This window comes from Streptomyces sp. NPDC048297, assembly GCF_043201585.1.
In the GTDB taxonomy this organism is placed as follows: domain Bacteria; phylum Actinomycetota; class Actinomycetes; order Streptomycetales; family Streptomycetaceae; genus Streptomyces.
The window spans coordinates 231,669-248,163 of record NZ_JBICZA010000002.1 but is presented as its reverse complement, the minus strand read 5'-3'; the positions used below and the strand labels follow the sequence as shown (position 1 = coordinate 248,163).

Annotated in this window: 14 protein-coding genes; 6 read left to right on the top strand and 8 right to left on the bottom strand. The window is 72.5% G+C overall.

Translation table 11 applies throughout. The features are described 5' to 3' along the window. Positions 1–57: 57 nt before the first annotated feature. The 3 genes from ACGFYV_RS03090 to ACGFYV_RS03080 all read right to left on the bottom strand — a co-directional run bounded on the left by ACGFYV_RS03090 (position 58) and on the right by ACGFYV_RS03080 (position 4,990). On the bottom strand, positions 58–2,826 hold the full coding sequence (locus tag ACGFYV_RS03090; RefSeq protein ID WP_393876580.1) for a SpoIIE family protein phosphatase: 2,769 nt from the start codon (positions 2,824–2,826) through the stop codon (positions 58–60). Between the two features lie 604 nt (positions 2,827–3,430). Then, the gene (locus ACGFYV_RS03085; protein WP_393876579.1) at positions 3,431–3,724 is read right to left on the bottom strand and encodes a DUF1232 domain-containing protein; all 294 of its coding nucleotides are present in this window, start codon (positions 3,722–3,724) and stop codon (positions 3,431–3,433) included. A 78-nt stretch (positions 3,725–3,802) separates the two neighbouring features. Beyond that, complete coding sequence (locus tag ACGFYV_RS03080) at positions 3,803–4,990, bottom strand: hypothetical protein (RefSeq protein ID WP_393876578.1); 1,188 nt, start codon at positions 4,988–4,990, stop codon at positions 3,803–3,805. Between the two features lie 153 nt (positions 4,991–5,143). Here ACGFYV_RS03080 and ACGFYV_RS03075 point away from each other — a divergent pair, with 153 nt between their 5' ends. Together ACGFYV_RS03075 and ACGFYV_RS03070 are read left to right on the top strand one after the other, a co-directional pair. Continuing rightward, positions 5,144–5,590: a PadR family transcriptional regulator gene (locus tag ACGFYV_RS03075; RefSeq protein WP_393876577.1), complete on the top strand. Its 447-nt coding sequence runs from the start codon at positions 5,144–5,146 to the stop codon at positions 5,588–5,590. Beyond that, positions 5,587–6,663, top strand: a complete 1,077-nt coding sequence (locus tag ACGFYV_RS03070) for a hypothetical protein (protein WP_393876576.1) — start codon at positions 5,587–5,589, stop codon at positions 6,661–6,663. Before ACGFYV_RS03075 ends, ACGFYV_RS03070 begins: the two co-directional genes overlap by 4 nt. Positions 6,664–6,728: 65 nt before the next feature. Here the strand turns inward: ACGFYV_RS03070 and ACGFYV_RS03065 are convergent, their stop codons facing one another. After that, entirely contained in the window at positions 6,729–7,895 is a 1,167-nt protein-coding gene (locus ACGFYV_RS03065; RefSeq protein ID WP_393876575.1) for an alpha/beta hydrolase family protein, read from the bottom strand. A gap of 160 nt (positions 7,896–8,055) precedes the next feature. Between ACGFYV_RS03065 and ACGFYV_RS03060 the strand changes: the two genes are divergently transcribed. Together ACGFYV_RS03060 and ACGFYV_RS03055 are read left to right on the top strand one after the other, a co-directional pair. Beyond that, positions 8,056–8,463, top strand: a complete 408-nt coding sequence (locus tag ACGFYV_RS03060) for a hypothetical protein (RefSeq protein ID WP_393876574.1) — start codon at positions 8,056–8,058, stop codon at positions 8,461–8,463. 9 nt (positions 8,464–8,472) lie between these two features. Further along, positions 8,473–8,691 (top strand): helix-turn-helix transcriptional regulator, encoded by a 219-nt coding sequence (locus ACGFYV_RS03055; protein WP_393876573.1) that lies wholly within the window; start codon positions 8,473–8,475, stop codon positions 8,689–8,691. A gap of 279 nt (positions 8,692–8,970) precedes the next feature. Here the strand turns inward: ACGFYV_RS03055 and ACGFYV_RS03050 are convergent, their stop codons facing one another. From ACGFYV_RS03050 to ACGFYV_RS03035, 4 genes are all read right to left on the bottom strand, one after another. Next, positions 8,971–10,335, bottom strand: coding sequence for an FAD-dependent oxidoreductase (locus tag ACGFYV_RS03050; RefSeq protein WP_393876572.1), 1,365 nt, complete (start codon positions 10,333–10,335; stop codon positions 8,971–8,973). 243 nt (positions 10,336–10,578) lie between these two features. Beyond that, a complete protein-coding gene (locus ACGFYV_RS03045; protein WP_393876571.1) occupies positions 10,579–11,682 on the bottom strand; it encodes an NlpC/P60 family protein in 1,104 nt (367 codons plus the stop codon). Positions 11,683–11,831: 149 nt separating this feature from the next. Then, on the bottom strand, positions 11,832–12,536 hold the full coding sequence (locus ACGFYV_RS03040) for a lipoprotein (RefSeq protein ID WP_393876570.1): 705 nt from the start codon (positions 12,534–12,536) through the stop codon (positions 11,832–11,834). Between the two features lie 91 nt (positions 12,537–12,627). Then, positions 12,628–13,269, bottom strand: coding sequence for a class I SAM-dependent methyltransferase (locus ACGFYV_RS03035; RefSeq protein WP_393876569.1), 642 nt, complete (start codon positions 13,267–13,269; stop codon positions 12,628–12,630). A gap of 208 nt (positions 13,270–13,477) precedes the next feature. Between ACGFYV_RS03035 and ACGFYV_RS03030 the strand changes: the two genes are divergently transcribed. Next, the gene (locus tag ACGFYV_RS03030; RefSeq protein ID WP_393876568.1) at positions 13,478–13,936 is read left to right on the top strand and encodes a flavodoxin family protein; all 459 of its coding nucleotides are present in this window, start codon (positions 13,478–13,480) and stop codon (positions 13,934–13,936) included. Between the two features lie 250 nt (positions 13,937–14,186). Then, positions 14,187–16,382, top strand: coding sequence for a hypothetical protein (locus ACGFYV_RS03025; protein WP_393876567.1), 2,196 nt, complete (start codon positions 14,187–14,189; stop codon positions 16,380–16,382). Positions 16,383–16,495 lie beyond the last annotated feature (113 nt).

Here is a 16,495-nt window from a genome sequence, read left to right as displayed (position 1 = left end):
GGACCGTCCGGCCCGGACCGTCCCAACCAAGCCCGGACCGGCCTGGCCGAACGGCCCTCACGGCAGCGGCTGCTCAGCCCAGATGATCTTGCCGGTCGGGGTGTAGCGGGTGCCCCAGCGCTCGGCGAGCTGCGCGACCAGGAACAGCCCCCGGCCACCCTCGTCCGTGCTCGCCGCGTACCGCAGATGCGGCGAGGTGGTGCTGTGGTCGGAGACCTCGCAGATCAGCGTGCGAGCGCGCAGCAGCCGTACTCCGATCGGGGGACGTGCGTAGCGGATGGCGTTGGTGACCAGCTCGCTCAGCATCAGCTCGGTCGTGAACGACAGCTCCTCCAGACCCCATGCGGACAGTTTCCGGGTCACCGCGGCCCGTACCTCCGAGACGGCCGCCGGGTCGGACGGCACCTGCCACTCGGCGACCTGGTCGGAGCCGAGGACCCGGGTGCGGGCCACGAGCAGCGCGACGTCGTCGCTGGGCCGGGCCGGGAGCCGGTCGAGCACCGTCCGGCAGGTGTCCTCCGGTGAGGCGTCCCGCGCGCGGCCGAGCGCGTCACGCAGCAGTTCCAGACCCTCGTCGATGTCCCGGTCCCGGTCCTCCACCAGCCCGTCGGTGTACAGCACCAGCCTGCTGCCCTCCGGCAGCTCCAGGTCGACCGTCTCGAACGGCAGCCCGCCCAGGCCCAGCGGAGGCCCGGCCGGCACGTCCGGGAACTCCACACGGCCGTCCGGGAACACCAGCGCGGGCGGCGGATGACCGGCACGGGCGATGGTGCAGCGCCGGGACACCGGGTCGTACACCGCGTACAGACAGGTCGCGCCGGTGACCGCGGCCTCGCCGTCCGCCGGCGTCTCGTCCTGGTCGATACGTCCCACCAACTCGTCCAGCAGGACGAGCAGTTCGTCCGGAGCGAGATCCAGCGAGGAGAAGTTGTGCACCGCGGTCCGCAGCCGGCCCATCGTCGCCGCCGCGTGCAGCCCGTGCCCCACGACGTCGCCCACCACGAGCGCCACCCGGGCGCCCGACAGCGGCAGCACGTCGAACCAGTCGCCGCCCACTCCCGCCTGCGCCGGCAGATACCGGTAGGCGATGTCCAGGGCGTCCTGCTCGGGCAGCGTGCGCGGCAGCAGGCTGCGCTGGAGCGTCACCGCCATGGTGTGCTCGCGGGTGTAGCGGCGGGCGTTGTCGATCGACACGGCGGCCCGCGCGGCCAGTTCCTCGGCGAGGGCCAGTTCCTCCGCGTCGAAGGGCTGCGGCTTCTCCGACCGCCAGAAGGTCGCCACCCCGAGGACCAGGCTGCCCGCCCGCAGCGGCACCGTGATCAGCGAGTGCATGCCGTACGCCACGATCTGCTCGGTGCGCTCCAGGTCCTGCGCCTGCCAGCCGGTCGCCTCCTCCAGCCTGGGCTCCGACACCGACTGCCCTGTCGTCAGGCTGCGGGCCTGCGGCGAGGTCGCCACGAACCGGATGCGCTCGCCCACCGGGTACAGCGGGGCGTCCTTGCGGACACCGGTCAGGGCGGCCCGGCGCAGCGCGGTGCCGGGTTTGGGTTCCTCCCCGTTCAGCACCGCGTCGAACAGGTCCACCGTGGCGAAGTCCGCGAACCGGGGGACGGCGAGTTCCGCCAGCTCCTCGGTCGTCCGGGTGACGTCCAGGCTGGTACCGATGCCGACCCCGGCGTCGTACAGCATGTTCAGCCGCTCGCGTGCCACCTCGGCCCGCCCGGACAGGGCGCGCAGCTCCGTGGAGTCGCGCAGCGTGGTGACGCTGCCGGGCGGGCCGCCGCGCAGGTCGGTGGGGCGCTGGTTGATGGCCAGCAGCCGGTCCTTGACCAGGTGCACCTCGTCGGTGGCGACCCGCCCCGAGGCGAGCAGCCCGGCCGTCTCGTCGTCCAGGCCCAGCTTCAGCACATGCCGCCGCTCGGCGTCCTCGGGCAGCTCCAGCAGCCGCCTGGCCTCGTCGTTGGCCAGCAGCAGCCGGCCGTCGCCGCCGACGATCAGCACACCCTCGCGCACCGCGTGCAGCACCGCGTCGTGGTGCTCGTACATCCGGGTCATCTCGTACGGGCCGAGCCCGTGCGTCTGCCGCAACAGCCGTCTGCTGACCAGGGCGGTGCCGCCGGTGGCCAGCGCGAGGGCCGCGGCAGCGGCCGCGAACAGCAACGGCACCTGCTGCTCGGCGACCCCGCCGACGTGTGCGGTGGTGATGCCGGCCGACACCAGACCGACGACCTTGCCGGCGGAGTCCTTCACCGGCACCACGACCTGCACGAGCGGGCCGAGGGTGCCGTCGACCTCCTCGACGACCGTGCCTCCGGCGAGGGCGGGTCCGATCGTGCCGACGAACTTCTTGCCGATCCGGTCCTGTTTGGGGTGCGTGTAGCGGATGCCGTCCGTGTTCATCACGACGACGAAGTCCACCCCCGATCCCTTGCGGGCGGCCTCGGCGTGCGGCTGGAGGATCGCCGTCGGGTCCGGTGCGCTCAGCGCGGCGGCCGTGCCGGGCGCGTTCGCGAACGTCTCGGCGACGGCGAGGGAGCGGTTGCGGGCCTCCTGGTCGCTGTCGTGCCGTACCTGGAGGACCTGCGCCACCACGGCCGCCACGACCAGCAGCAGCACGATCACCACTTGCAGGACGAACACCTGGCCCGCGACGCTGCGCCCGGTCACCGCCGCGCGCAGCATCCCGGGCCGGGCGCCGCTCGCACCGTCCCCGTCCGGCCGGTCTGGTCTGTCCGGCCCGCCCGGTCTCGGCGCGGCGACCGGCGGACGCGGCCGCCCGAACGGACGGGGCGGCCGTGTGTCGGGCCGGCCGGGCATTCGGACCATGAGCCATGTCTACACCGCCCGGCCGCGTCAGGCGAGGGAGTTGGCCGAGGTGAGGGTGGGACCGGAGAGTTCCGGAGGCGGGGAGCAGGGCGCGGACGGTGACCCGGTCGGCTCACTCCCGCACCACTGCCTCACCCGAGTGGCGGGCCCCCGAAAGGACTCCTGGTCATGGACGACGTGACGCCGCGTGCGCAACGCGATGCCGCGTGCGCAACGCGATGCCGCGTGCGCAACGCGATGCCGCGTGCGCAACGCGATGCCGCGTGCGCAACGCGATGCCGCGTGCACGACGCGGGGGCGCCGGCGAGACCGCACCCTTCGTCAGGCCTGGAGGACGTCACCCGTCTGGTCGCCTTTCCTGCGGACGGGCCTCACCGCGGCGAACCTCCACCGCGACCAGGGGAGTTGAGCCCGTCACCCGTCACCCGTCACCCGTCACCCGCCACCTGTCGCAGTCCGTACGGGCAGGCCGCAGCACCAGGTGGCCGTCCTCGCGGGCGGTCGCCATGGCGAACGGCCCATCGTGCGGCATGCGGCATGCGGCATGCGGCATGCGGCATGCGGCATGGCAGGGCCGGGGCCGTGAGGCGGGGTGTACCGGTGTTCAGAACTCGCCGGTCTCCGTCGGCAGCGGCCGGGCGGCGCGCAGGCTGCGCAGGGCGAGGAGGAGGACGCCGATGTCGTCCAGGTAGACCGGATCGGGCAGCAGGTCGGTGGGCAGGACGAGGTAGAGGACCGCGCCCCAGAAGACCCAGCGCGGCCCGGTCGGCAGCCCCGCCCGCCGCAGGGTGCGCCGGGCGCGGACCAGCCGTACCAGCAGGACGACGGCGCCGGTCAGCAGCAGTACCGCGACGACGACGGCGGCGGCGATCAACAGCTGGATCGTGGTCGTGTCCATGCGGTCCCGGTCTCCGGTCCTTCCTCGGGTCCGGCGGGCGCCGGACCGTTCTCCCTCACGAGTCTGCGCCCGTCCCGGTTACGACGGCCGGTCGGCGCCGTCGGTTCTGTCGTGGCCGCCGGGCGCGTCGTCCGGCGGCGGTGCCGCACGTGGTGTCCTGGGCGAGAATTTGAGCCGCTCGAACGTCCGCGTCAGCTGGTGCAGCGCGGAGGGCGTCCGCGTGGCGTCGGGACGCTGATGCGGCAACGGCAATGCCGGGGCGGGCTGGTCGCGGTAGGCGGCGAGCGCCTCGTGGGCCTCCTCGGCAGCCTGCCGGTAGAGGTCCCGGGACTTCGTCATGGCCTCCAGCGCATCGGCGTACATCGCCACCCGCCGGCGTTCGCGCTCCAGCTCCTCCCGGACGGTCAAGAGCGTCCAGTTCTCGCGCAGATCCGTCAGCGCCTGCGCCATGTCCCGCGGCATGGGCCGGGGAAGGGCGACGAAGTGCCGTACGGCGCCGAAGAGTTCGGTGGGCTCGGAGCCGTCGAGGAAGACGCTGCGCACGCTGTACGTCCCGCGGTCGTAGCCGTCCGGCGCGGGGTCCGGGGCCAGCAGGACCGCTCCACCGCGCGGCACCTCGACGTCCAGAACCTTGAGCGCCCAGTTCACGGCACGCAGTTGCTGCGGTGCGGCGCGGTGCTCCAGCACGCGGTGGCGCAGCCCCGGCGGCAGCAGTCGCGCCAGGGGCAGCCTGCCGCGCTCGTCGGGGGTCATCGCCTCGTGCACGACCAGGTTGACGCACCAGGCCTCGCGGGCGGCCTCCCGCAACAGGCGCCGCATCTCCTTGTCGTCCTCGGGCAGCGCGTTGGCCTGCCGGAAACGCAGGCCGGCGACGGTGGGGTGGTGGTCCCAGTCACCGTCGTAGCCCGGCGCCGAGCCGCCCTCCGGCCAGAACAGGGTGGCCGGCGAGGGCCACGCCTCGTCCCACGGCTGCTCCGCCTCGGCGACGAGCGTCCATGCGTACCCCTCGGGGCGGCTCTGCCACGGTACGAGGGTGAGCCGGGCGCGCACCATGACCGTGCCGACGGCACGCCAGCGCGCCTCGAAGATCCGGTGTTCGGAGCCCTCGGGCATGAGCGGCTCGGCGAAGTCGTCGATGTCCCCGCCCTCCCTGTGCCGGCGCAGGGTGCGGCGGACGACGTCCTCGGTGGCGGGGCCCGTGTGGCGGCCGCGGGCCGCCCACAGGGTCCCGGGAATGGCGGCGCGGTCGGTGGCGGAGTTCGACATGAGCCAATCTGCTGATGGGGGCGGATGCGTCCTCCAGTATCACCGCTCGGGGACGTGGCGGGTCGGCCGGGGCCCGCGGGCGGCGCGTCGCGCAGGGTGCGGCGGACTTCGCGCCCACTCGATATATATCGGCTGCCGAGATATCATGGTCGTATGGCATCGAGGAACATGACCCGAGCGGCGTTCTTCGTCCTCACCGCTCTCGCCGACCAGCCGCGGCACGGCTACGGCATCCTGCGCGAGGTGGAGGAACTGTCCGACGGGGAGGTGCGGTTGAGGGTCGGCACCCTGTACGGGGTGCTGGACCGGCTCACCGCCGACGGACTGATCGTGCTGGACCGGGAGGAGGTGCGCCAGGGCCGCCTGCGGCGGTACTACCGGCTCACCGAGGACGGGGTGGCCGCGCTCGACGCGGAGGCGGAACGCATGGCCGCCGGCGCCGGAGCCGCCAAGCGGCGCATCGCCCAGGGCCGCCGCGCAGGCGCCCCGGCCCGTCCGGGCGGTCCGGCCGGTCCAGTCGATCCGGTCGATCCGGCCGCCGGGTCCTCGACCGGCCTCGAACCCCCCACGGCGCCCGGACTCGCGGGAGGCTTCGCATGACCACGCTGCTGGAAACCCGCTACCGGGCCGTTCTCCGCCTGCTTCCCGCCTACTACCGGCGTGACCGGGAGGAGGAGATGGTCGAGACGTACTTGTGGGACGTCGACCAGGACACCCAGGACCAGAGCCGTCCCACCGTGGGCGAGGTGGCGAGCATCGCGGCCCTCGCCGTGCGCAGCCGGCTCGGGGCGCCGGGCGCACCCCGCCGCTACGCCACCCTCGGCTCGGCCGTCCGCCTTTTCGCCCTGTCCGCCGTCCTGCTCCAGGCGGCCTCGGCGGTCGTCGAACTCGTCCTGGAAGTGGCCTGGGCGATCGGCCGGGGCGGGGCGGGCCGGCACATGGTCCTGTCGGATTTCACCGACCACGGCGTCCTTGCCGGGGCGGTCAACGCCGCGCAGTGGTTCCTGCCGCTGCTGTGGACGGTCGCGTACTTCGCCCTCCTCCACGACCGCCGCCGGCTCGCCGGGGTCAGCGCCCTGATCGCCGCACTGCCCACCCTCTGGCCCCTGTTCGGCCCGCTCGTGAGCGACACGGCTCCGTCGGACCCGGTGTTCGCCGTCGTGTTCGCGCTGTTCGCCTGGCTGCCGGCCCTCGCCCTGTGCGCCGCCCACCACCGCGACGCACCCCCGGCCCGGCTGCCCGCAGGCTCACCCGGGCTGGTCTTCATGGCCGGCTGCGTGGTGATGGGCATGTCCATCGTGCTGCTTCCCGCCTTCCCCGACCTGGCCTGGGCGCCCGCGAACTGCTTCGTCGTCGGCGCGCTCGGCTGGCTGCTGTGGCGGGCCCGCCGGGAGGAAGGCACCACGTCGGACGGCGCTCGGCCGGGCGGTGCTCCGTCGGACGGCGCTCGGTCGGACGGTGTTCTGTCGGGCGGTGCTCCGGCCGGTGGCGCGTTCGCGCTGGCCGCGCTCGGACTGCTCGTCCTCGTCGTGCGGATCGTGAGCCTCTATCCCTGGCTCCACGTGCCCGTACCCGGCGCCTTCATCGGCGGTGCCCTCGCCCAGGCCGCCGCGCTCGCACTGCTCACCCTCGCCCTGGCGGTGGTCGGCCGCCGGGATCTCGCCGCACGCTGACTCGGCTGACTCGGCTGACTCGGCTGACTCGGCGGACCCGGGTCGGTGCGGGTGTGGGCGGTGCCTCATCGGATGAACCGGATCTGCGGGTAGCGGGCTGAGGGGCGCTGGAGCAGGTGGTTGTCGAGGTGGCGCAGATGAAGATCGAAGAATGCTCGTACGTAGTCGCGTTGCGCGTGGATGGCACGGTGCGGGGCGAGGGCGCCGATTGCCTGCGTCACCTGGCTCGGCGTCAGCCCGAGGACGGGCGCGGCCTGGGGCAGCAGTGTTTCCAGGTCGGTGAACGAGGTGTGGGTGGAGCCGATGAGGGCCAGTTCGCGTTTCCAGCCGTACTGGCTGATCCAGAACCGGTCCCAGCTGGGATCCTCCGGGCCTGGGCCGGGGTCGCTGCCGAAGAGGAGGAACGGCCGGTCGGTGCCGGTGGTGACGGGTGCCAGGAGGCTGCCGTCCAGGTCGATGCCCGCCCGCAGGCGCCGGTCGGCACGGAGGGCTGCAGCGGCTGTGGCGCCGCCGAGGGAGTGGCCGAGCATGCCGACGCGGGACAGGTCGAACGCGCCGGCGAGGGTGGGTGGCAGGGGTCGACGTTCGGCGTCGGTGTCGTGTCCGGCGTCGAGCGCGGTGAGCTGGTCCAGCACGAACCGGGTGTCCGCGGTGCGGACAGCGAGGGCCTTGGCGATCAGGGCGTCGTCGATGTCGCCGGTAAGGGCGAAGGTCTCCACCCGGCCGCCGGGAAACTCGACGTGGTCGGCGTCGTAGGTGTGGTCGATGGCCACGACCAGGTAGCCGTGGCTGGCCAGTTCCTCGATCAGAACAGTGCCGAGGCTGCGGTTGCCGTACAGGCCCGGCGAGTACAGGACGATCGGCCTCCCGCGCCGGCCGTGGTCCACCGGTGCGGCCAGGTGGGCGTGCGTGGTCGGTAACAGCAGCGTGCCGGACGGGATGCCCTGTTCCCGCTCGAAGAAGGGGACGGTGCCGGGTGACATCCACGGCGCGGGCGGGTGGCCACGGGTGGCGCGTGCCGGGTACCAGAGCTGGATCATGAGTTCCCGAGCCGGGCGGGAATCCTGCCAGGGGTCGACGCGCGCGCGGTCGACCAGGTGCAACGAGACCGTGCCCAGGGGGTGCGGGCCGGTTGGCGCGGGCAGGCGAAGCCGCACCGGAGCCGGCGTGGGGCCGGCGGCGATCGGCGAGATCGCGGAGGGGCGCGACCGGGCGGATGCGGCGGTGGCCATCGAAACGGAAGTGATGGCTGACGCCAACGCCGCAGCGGTACGGAGCAGTGCTCGGCGGGTCGGGAGCTGTCTCTCGTCCAACATGGCCAAAATGTAAGGTGACCTTTCCATCAAGTAAAGGTTGCTTGACGTGATGGAAAGGTCACCTTACATTCGTTGCATGACAAAACAGGTACAGCAGGACCAGGTGACGCGCGCGGCTCGCCGCGCTGTACTCATCGACGGCATACCCGTGTCCGCCTTGGGCGTGGTAGCCCTGGCCCTGGGTAGCAACCCCGATCCGAGCACCGCCCAGAAGGCCTGGTGGATCGCGACCACCGCCGTCTTCACCCTCGCGATCGCCCGGGTGCTGCTGCGGGCCTTCCGGCGCACGGACGAATACCTGCGCAGGATTCAGCTGGAGAGCATGGCCATCGCCTTCGCCGCAGTCCTCGTGGGGCTGCAAGCGGCTACCCTGCTCGATGCCGCTGGCATCATCCAGCTCCATCAGCTCGCGCAGGTGATCCTCCTCGGCGGCGTGGCCATCTGGATGACGATCGCCGACCCGCGTACCCGCCTGAACCGGTGACGGCACACTGTGAAGAACCGACTACGTGAACTGCGTGCGGCTCGACGGTGGAGCCAGGCCGACCTGGCCGACCGGTGCCGAGTCTCCCGGCAGGCCATCAACGCGATCGAAACCGAGCGGCACGACCCCAGCCTGCCTCTGGCGTTCACCATCGCTGACGTCTTCGGCCTGACCATCGAGGAAATCTTCCGTCCCGACCGGACGGAAACGACGGACAACCCGGCCTGACATCGCGTCTTCTCGGCCGGACCCTTCGGGGGGCGTGGACGGTGTCGGGCGGTTCCTGGTCCGTGAGTCACCTGGCCCGCGCGCGCTCGCAGGCCGCGCGGGTTCATGGATGGAGAACACCGCCGCAGACCGCGGGTTCATGGACGCAGAACACCGCTGGACCCCGACAAGTCAGACCAAAGTCAGACCAAAGTCAGACCAAAGGCAGGCCTGAGGCGAAGGCGGGCCAGGGGCCCGGTCGAGGTCCAGCGGTGCTGGAGAGGCTGGTGGAGGCGAGACCTACGCGCCGCTCTCCCGGAGCATGTCCTCGCGCTCGACGATCTTCACGCGGTCACGGCCCTGCGGCTCGCCCAGTGCCCGCTCGGCGGCGTCCAGCTTGTACCAGCCCTCCCAGGTGGTGAAGCGGACCTCGCGCTCGGCGAGGAAGGCGTCGACCGCCTCGGGCTCGGGCGAGGAGGGGGTGTGCAGACGGCCGTTCGCGTGGTCGTCCAGCAGGTTGGCCACGGTCTCGTTGGCGTCGCCCTTGGTGTGGCCGATGAGACCGATCGGGCCGCGCCGGATCCAGCCGGTGACGTACGTGGACCGCAGGTGCGCGCCGCTCTCCTCGACGACCCGGCCGCCCTCGTCCGGGACCGTGCCCGAGGCGGTGTCCCACGGCAGTTTGGGCAGTTCCTCGGACAGGTAGCCGACGGCCCGGTAGACCGCGGTGACGTCCCAGTCCTTGAACTCGCCGGTGCCCTTGACGTTGCCGGTGCCGTCGAGGGCCGTGCGCTCGGTGCGCAGCCCGACGACCTCGCCGTCCTCGCCGAGGATCTCGGCGGGCGACTCGAAGAAGTGCAGGAACAGTTTGTGCGGCCGGTCGCCGATGTCGCGGATCGCCCAGTTCTCCAGGGTCTTGGCGACCATGTCGGCCTGCTTGTTGCCGCGCCGGGTCTCGATCGAGCCCTTGTCGTAGTCGATGTCCTCGGGGTCGACGATGACCTCGATGGTGGGGGAGTGGTCCAGCTCCCGCAGCTCCATCGGGGAGAACTTCGCCTGCGCCGGACCACGGCGGCCGAAGACGTGGATCTCCAGCGCCTTGTTCGCCTTCAGGCCGTCGTAGACGTTCGCCGGGATCTCGGTCGGCAGCAGTTCGTCCGCCGTCTTGGCGAGGATGCGGGCCACGTCGAGGGCCACGTTGCCGACGCCGAGCACGGCGACCTTCTCGGCCTCCAGCGGCCACGTGCGCGGCACGTCCGGGTGACCGTCGTACCAGGACACGAAGTCCGCGGCGCCGTGGGAGCCGGCCAGGTCGATGCCGGGTATGGACAGCTGGCGGTCGGCCATGGCGCCGGTGGAGAAGATCACCGCGTCGTAGAACGCGCGCAGGTCGTCCAGGCTGATGTCGGTCGGGTAGTCGACGTTGCCGAACAGGCGGATCTGCGGCTTGTCGAGCACCTGGTGCAGGGCGGTGATGATGCCCTTGATGCGCGGGTGGTCGGGGGCGACGCCGTACCGGATCAGGCCGAACGGGGCGGGCATCCGCTCGAAGAGGTCGATGGACACGCCGGGGCCGGCGGCCACCTCGGACTTGAGCAGGGCGTCGGCGGCGTAGATCCCGGCGGGGCCGGCTCCGACGATGGCTACCCGCAGGGGGCGCGGCATGATCAGTTCCCTTCGAGCGTGAAACAGGCGACTCGTCGGAAACCCTAAGCTAAGGCAGCCCTAAGTTAGTACGCGGGTCCGGTCTATGACCTCATAAGTCGATCTTATGCCATGTCCAGGTGTCACTTATGGGGCCGGGTGTGTTCGTACGGGGAGCGGGCGGGGGAGGTCAACAGAGTTCGGCGGAACAGGCGTTGCCCGGAGCCGTGGCGTCCGGCCCCGGAGGGTGGCGCACGTCGCACGTCACGCGGGCCGGATCACCCGGTGGATCGCCCGCTCGCCGGCGCCGTGGACCGACTCCTCGCGGATGGACGACCCCGGGCCCGGGGCGTGCACCATCATGCCGTCGCCGACGTACAGGCCCACGTGCCGGTCGTCGTCGAAGAACAGCACCAGGTCACCGGGCCGGACCGCTTCGAGCGTCACCGGGGTTCCGGCGAGCGCCTGCCGGTGCGCGGCTCGCGGCAGCGTGACGCCCGCCGCCTTCCAGGCGCCCTGGGTGAGGCTGGAGCAGTCGTAGGAGTCCGGCCCGGTCGCTCCCCAGACGCAGGGCTTCCCGATCTGCGCCCGTGCGAAGGCGATGGCCTTGGCGGCTCGTGCGAGGGGGGTGGGGGCGGTGGTGGTCGTCGCGGGCGGCGTGGTCGGCGTGGTCCACGCGTCCGGCGTGGTCCACGCGTCCTGCGCGGGTGGGATCTGCGCGGGTGGGATCTGTGCGGGCGTGGGTTCCGCGAGCGGGGTGTGGGGTGCTGGGGGAAGGGTCCCCGGTGGAGTGGTGTGCCTGGACAGCAGAGCCTGGGCGACGACGAGCTTGCGCCGGTTGCCCGCCTTGAAGTCCGGTAGCCCTGCCGATCGCCCTGCGGGCAGCGGGGCGGGGCGTCGGCCCGTCAGACCCGCGCCGCCCGCCTCCAGGGCGAGCGGTGGTCGTCTTCCGCCGAGTTCCGGGGAGTTCGCGGGCGGGGCGGGCAAGGCGGGCCGATCGGTCGTCGTGATCTCCCGCTCACCGGCCGGGCGCCCGATGGCCGACCGGTCCCCGCCGCGAGCCGGAGCCGCGGGGGCGGCGGGCAGGGCGGCCAGGTCGGGCTTGGCGGTCGAGGCGGGCAGTCGGTCGGCCGGGAGAACCGCGGGCACCGTGGGGCCGTACTTCGCGCGGGCCGCGTCGAACCACTGCCGGGCCACCGCGTCGAGCACGGGATCCGAGGGACGGTCCTGCCGACGCGCGGGCGGCGCGGCCCTCCTGCGCGTGGCCATCGCCGTCGCCCGGGTCGCGTTGAAGTTCCCCGTCGCCCTCTCGGCCCGGTCGTAGAGGGAGTCGATCCGCTGCCGCACCTCGTCGTGCTCCGGCGCCATGGGAGACGTCTCCTTCCTTGCCCCGTAAGGCAGTCGGGCCGACCTGCGGCCGCGCGGCCTGGCGTCAACCTAACGAACTCGTGTCCCTCGTGTGAAGGTTGACGAGGGGAATGCCCGACGCGTGCGTGCGATGCCCGCCGTTGCGTTCGTCAGGTGACCCGGAGAGTCCGCTTGGCCAGCTCGTACGCCGGCAGCATCGCCTCGTGCTCCTCGGTGTCCATCCCACCGAGGTGCAGCACGACCGGGCCGTCGGGGGTGGCGACGGAGAGGGCGCGCTCCTTCTTGGTCTCGTCCAGGAGCTTGCTCGTGTAGAGGTACTCCACCTCCACACCGGCGACGCCACCACCCGTCTTCACGTCGCGGTACCGCTCCTCGCTGACGTTGTCCTCGGCGGCGACGAACGCGCGCAGCACACTCCGCGCGTCCGCGTCGCCCGGCTCGCCGGTCCACACGCGCAGGAAGCCGATGTGGCCTGCGGGCTTGGCGTCGATCTCGCAGGCGGCGGTCACCGGGCCCTGACGCAGCAGACTGTCGGCGAGCGCCTTGGAGAGGCCGCCATCGGGTCCGTCCGACGCCTTGGCCGACTCCTCGCCGGTGTCGATGCTCTCGGCCTTCCAGTGCCGGGCGACCGCGAAACTGACAGGCAGTTCGCAGGCCGAATCCGCGGCGCCGACCGTGCCACCGCTTTCCGCGGCCGTCCCCTTGCCCCCCGCGCCGTCCGCTGTCGCCGTCGCCGCCGCGCTCGCGGAAGCCTTCCGGTCACCGTCCGACGACTGCCCACAGCCTGCCAGCACCGCCGTCAGCACCACCGCCTGAACCGCCACCCCGACCCCGTACCCTACCCTGACCTGCACCGTTGTCTCCCCTCCTGTTCGGATCGGTCACTGTAACCGAGGGGAACGGCATCGCCCTGTGCGAGGCGGCGTATGCGAGATGCCGGACGCTTCAGGTCGGCTCGCGGCGGCAGTGCAGGAAGAGGTGGGGTTCGGGGACGGCGTCGGGGTGGGCCGGGGAGAAGAGGGCGTGTTCCTCGGCCAGCACCGTCAGGCCCGCCTGCGCCGCGAGGCGGACGAAGTCCCCGGCGGCGAAGCTTGTCACCCGCACCGGCTGCCCCATGAACACCCCGTCGACGGCCTCCAGATCGAGGGGCACGGTGGCCAGCACGGCGAGCCCGCCGGGCCGCAACGCACGCGCCACCCCGCTCACGACGGCCGACTGCTCGGCGCGGGTCATCTGCAGCAGGGAGAAGTACACGCACGCCGCGTCGAACGAGCCCTCGGCAAGCGGCAGTTCACGGATGTCGGCGAGCCGGAACTCGGCTTCGGGCACCTGCCGGGCGGCGAGGTCCACCATGACCGGTGAGACGTCGATGCCGAGCACGCGGTGTCCCGCCGCCGCGAGGGTCTGTGCGGTCGGCCGTCCCGTTCCGCTGCCCACGTCCAGCACCCGGCTACCCGGCGCGAGCCGCTCCAGCAGCCACCGGAGCGAGGCCTGGTGCGCCTCGGAGGAGGCGAACGCCTTCTCGTAGTCGAGTCCCAGCGCGTCGAACACCACGGCAGCCGGTGCCCGGCGGTCGTCCTCGGCCACGACGTCTCCTCTCGTCCGTCCCGACGGGTGCGCGCCCCGATGGGTGTGCGTCCTGTACGGGTATGTGTCCTGTACGGGTGTGCGTCCCGTACGGGGACCGTGTTCCGGCAGGTGTCGGCATCCTCGCAGTCCGGCCGGGAGCCGACAACGGTGCGTCGATCCGGGCACCGTTTGCGGGCCGTCGCGCCGGCAGGGCAGGGTTTCGGGCGTGCCTACCTTGCTGATCGTGCATCACACCCCGTCGCCCAACTGCCAGGCGCTGTTCGAGGCCGTCGTGTCCGGCGCGACCACACCGGAGATCGAGGGTGTCCGCGTCGTGCGCCGCGCCGCCCTGTCCGCCACCGCCTCCGACGTCCTCGACGCCGACGGCTGTCTCCTCGGCACCCCGGCGAACCTCGGCTATATGTCCGGTGCCCTCAAGCACTTCTTCGACCAGATCTACTACCCGTGCCTGGACCAGACCCAGGGCCGGCCCTTCGGCTACTACGTCCACGGCGGCAACGACGTCACCGGCGCGGTCCGCGCCATCGAGGCCATCACCACAGGCCTGGGATGGCGCCGTGCGGCCGAGCCGGTGACCGTCATCGGTGAGCCCGGCAAGGACGATGTCCAGGCCTGCTGGGAACTGGGGGCCACGGTCGCGGCCGGGCTGATGGACGTGGGGTGAAGCGACGGAGGCGAGGTGAACCGATGGGCGCGGGGTGAGAGGGGGCGGGTAGCCCGTTCGGCCCATCGGCGGCAAGGTGGAGTGTGTGGCGGTTATGCGGATGCCATATGCCACCAGAACTCCCGAGAGGGTCCTCTGCCCGGGGGATGGAGGTGCGGGCGCGGTGTCTCTCGCCCACGATGGGACCGAGGCCGCGCCCCGCAGGACGCGGTCGCACCCTGTCGCACGTCGTCGAGTCGAGGAGCGTCGGATGCGAGCGGACGGCCACGCACCCGGTCGGCCAGGGCGGCCCAGGCAGGACGGGCGGCCCGGACAGGACGGGAAGGACGAGCGGGACGCCCGGGAACTGCTGCGCCGGTGCGCGCAGGACGTCGTCGAGGTCGCCGAGGGCATTCGCGCGGTGTCCGCGCGGACCGGCAGCACGCTGTTCGCGCCGTCCCTGACCGGGGCGGCGCGCCGGCATCCCCGTACCGGCCTGGCCGCGCAGTGGGCGCTGCTGCGGGCCCTGACGAGCAAGCGGGGTCTTGGCGACTCGGCGATCGCCGCCCCCAAGGGCATACGGCACGTTCTCGGCGCGGCCGGGGAGGTGCTGGGCAGGGAGAGCCTGGCCGCGATGGTGGGGGTCACCTCGCTGCGGCTGGGGATCGCCGCCGTGCTGGTCGACCACCCCGAGCTGGAACGCGACCCGGGCATGCGCCGGCTGACCAACGCCCTCACCACCGACCGTCCCCCGGCGGCCGTACGCGCCCTGCGCGGTCTGTTCAGGGACCCGGGTGCCCAGCGAGCCCTGTCCGGGCTCGCCCCGCTGATGGCCGAACTCCTCACCGTCCGCGCCCTGTTGGACGAGGAACCGGACGCCTCCCGCTATGCGCAGACAAACGTGCACACAGGCACAGCCACAGGCGCGGGCACAGGCACAGGTACAGACACGGGCACGGCCCGAGGCGAGGGTGCCGCCGACGCCGTCGACCTCACCGACCAGGAGAAGCAGACCATCGCCACCGAAGGCTCCTTCCTGGGCTTCCTGCGCAACATCGAGACGCTCTCCACCGACGGGCGCATCCTCGTACAGAACGTGCGTGGCCGGGACGGCGTCGTCCGGTACGTCGTCCAGGTCCCCGGCATGGCCCCCGGCCGCCCCCGCAACGACTCCCCGCCGGACCTCGTCGGCGCCTGGCGCAACCTCTTCATGGCCGACTCGCCCGGCACCCGCTCCATCCTGCGGGCCCTCGAAGCCCACGGGATCCCGCGCGGCGCCGACCTCGCCCTGATCGGGCACGGCGAGGGCGGCATCGCGCTGATGAACGTCGCACGCGACGACGCGTTCTGCCGCGCCTACCGGGTCACCCACCTGGTCGCCGTCGGTGCCCCGGCCGACGGCAGGAAGCCCGCCGATCCGCGCACCTGGGTCGCCCGCATCACCAATCAGCACGACATCGTGCCCGTCCTCGACGGCAGGGACACGGACTCCGCGACCGACCCGCACCCGAACCGGTACGACGTCCACTACGCGGGCCCCACCCACGAGTTCCCGCTCACCCACATGCTGCGCGAGTACATCGAGCACCTGCGCACCGTCGTCCCCGAGGCCCGCAAGGACGTCGACGAGGCGCTCGGCGGATACCGCGGCCCCGTCGTGCGCACCCAGGCCTACCGGCTCAAGGACCGCGCCCGCCCGCCGGAGGGCTACCCCTTCCTCACCGTGCCCACCACCTCCGTCGCCACCACGGCCGGCCCGGTCGACGTGCCGGTCCGCTACTACGACTCCTCCGCCGCCCACCTGTGCTATCGCGTCGACGCGGGCACCGTACGGTCTCTCCTGCCCGACGTCACCTGGATGGTGCCCAGCAGGCTGCGCGGCAGGGCGCTGGCCGTGCTCTCCCTGTACGAGCACCGGTGCACCACCATCGGCCCGTACGCCGAGATCGCCCTGTCGGTCCTGGTGGACGACCTGTGGCGGCCACGCCCACGGGACATCGCCGGCGACCTGCTGCGCCGCGTCGACCTGCGCCGTACCGGCCGTCAGATCCTCTCGCTCGCCGTCACCAGCGAGGAGGCCCGTACGGTCGCCCGGGAGATCTGGGGCCAGCCCGCTGTCCGCACCACGGCCGAGGCGGACCTCATCGGCCGGGACCTCCGCTTCATGTCGCCCGACCTCGGCATCACCGTCGAGGGCCGCCTCGGACCGGGCATCCGCTGCCCCGAGGCGGACTGGGTCCTGTACGGGCGGCGCGACCGGAGCACCGTACGCACCCTGGTCCGCGCCCACGGGCACCTGCGGCTGCACACCGGAGCCGGCGTGCTCCCGCGCCTGGACACCGCCGCCGCCGAACCCATGGCCGGGCACCTGCGCCGGCTGGGCATCAGCGGCGCCCGGCCGCTCTTCGTCCTGTCCTGCCCGCAGTTCATGGCCCACCGCAGCGCCGGCGCCGTCCTGCCACGCTGAACCCCCGAGGGGCCCGGGATCGCCACCAATCCATACGACCGTCACCAGCTCATACGACCGCCACCAGCTCAGACGACCGCCACCAGCTCAGACGACCGCCACCAGCTCAGACG

What these genes read in the sequence shown, in the direction of transcription:
- ACGFYV_RS03050 (WP_393876572.1), bottom strand. Translation starts at nt 10,335, where the DNA reads ATGCCGCGCCCCCTGCGGGTAGCCATCGTCGGAGCCGGCCCCGCCGGG.
- ACGFYV_RS03075 (WP_393876577.1), top strand. Translation starts at nt 5,144, where the DNA reads ATGGCATCGAGGAACATGACCCGAGCGGCGTTCTTCGTCCTCACCGCT.
- ACGFYV_RS03090 (WP_393876580.1), bottom strand. Translation starts at nt 2,826, where the DNA reads ATGGTCCGAATGCCCGGCCGGCCCGACACACGGCCGCCCCGTCCGTTC.
- ACGFYV_RS03060 (WP_393876574.1), top strand. Translation starts at nt 8,056, where the DNA reads ATGACAAAACAGGTACAGCAGGACCAGGTGACGCGCGCGGCTCGCCGC.
- ACGFYV_RS03045 (WP_393876571.1), bottom strand. Translation starts at nt 11,682, where the DNA reads ATGGCGCCGGAGCACGACGAGGTGCGGCAGCGGATCGACTCCCTCTAC.
- ACGFYV_RS03070 (WP_393876576.1), top strand. Translation starts at nt 5,587, where the DNA reads ATGACCACGCTGCTGGAAACCCGCTACCGGGCCGTTCTCCGCCTGCTT.
- ACGFYV_RS03065 (WP_393876575.1), bottom strand. Translation starts at nt 7,895, where the DNA reads ATGGCCACCGCCGCATCCGCCCGGTCGCGCCCCTCCGCGATCTCGCCG.
- ACGFYV_RS03085 (WP_393876579.1), bottom strand. Translation starts at nt 3,724, where the DNA reads ATGGACACGACCACGATCCAGCTGTTGATCGCCGCCGCCGTCGTCGTC.
- ACGFYV_RS03080 (WP_393876578.1), bottom strand. Translation starts at nt 4,990, where the DNA reads ATGTCGAACTCCGCCACCGACCGCGCCGCCATTCCCGGGACCCTGTGG.
- ACGFYV_RS03025 (WP_393876567.1), top strand. Translation starts at nt 14,187, where the DNA reads ATGCGAGCGGACGGCCACGCACCCGGTCGGCCAGGGCGGCCCAGGCAG.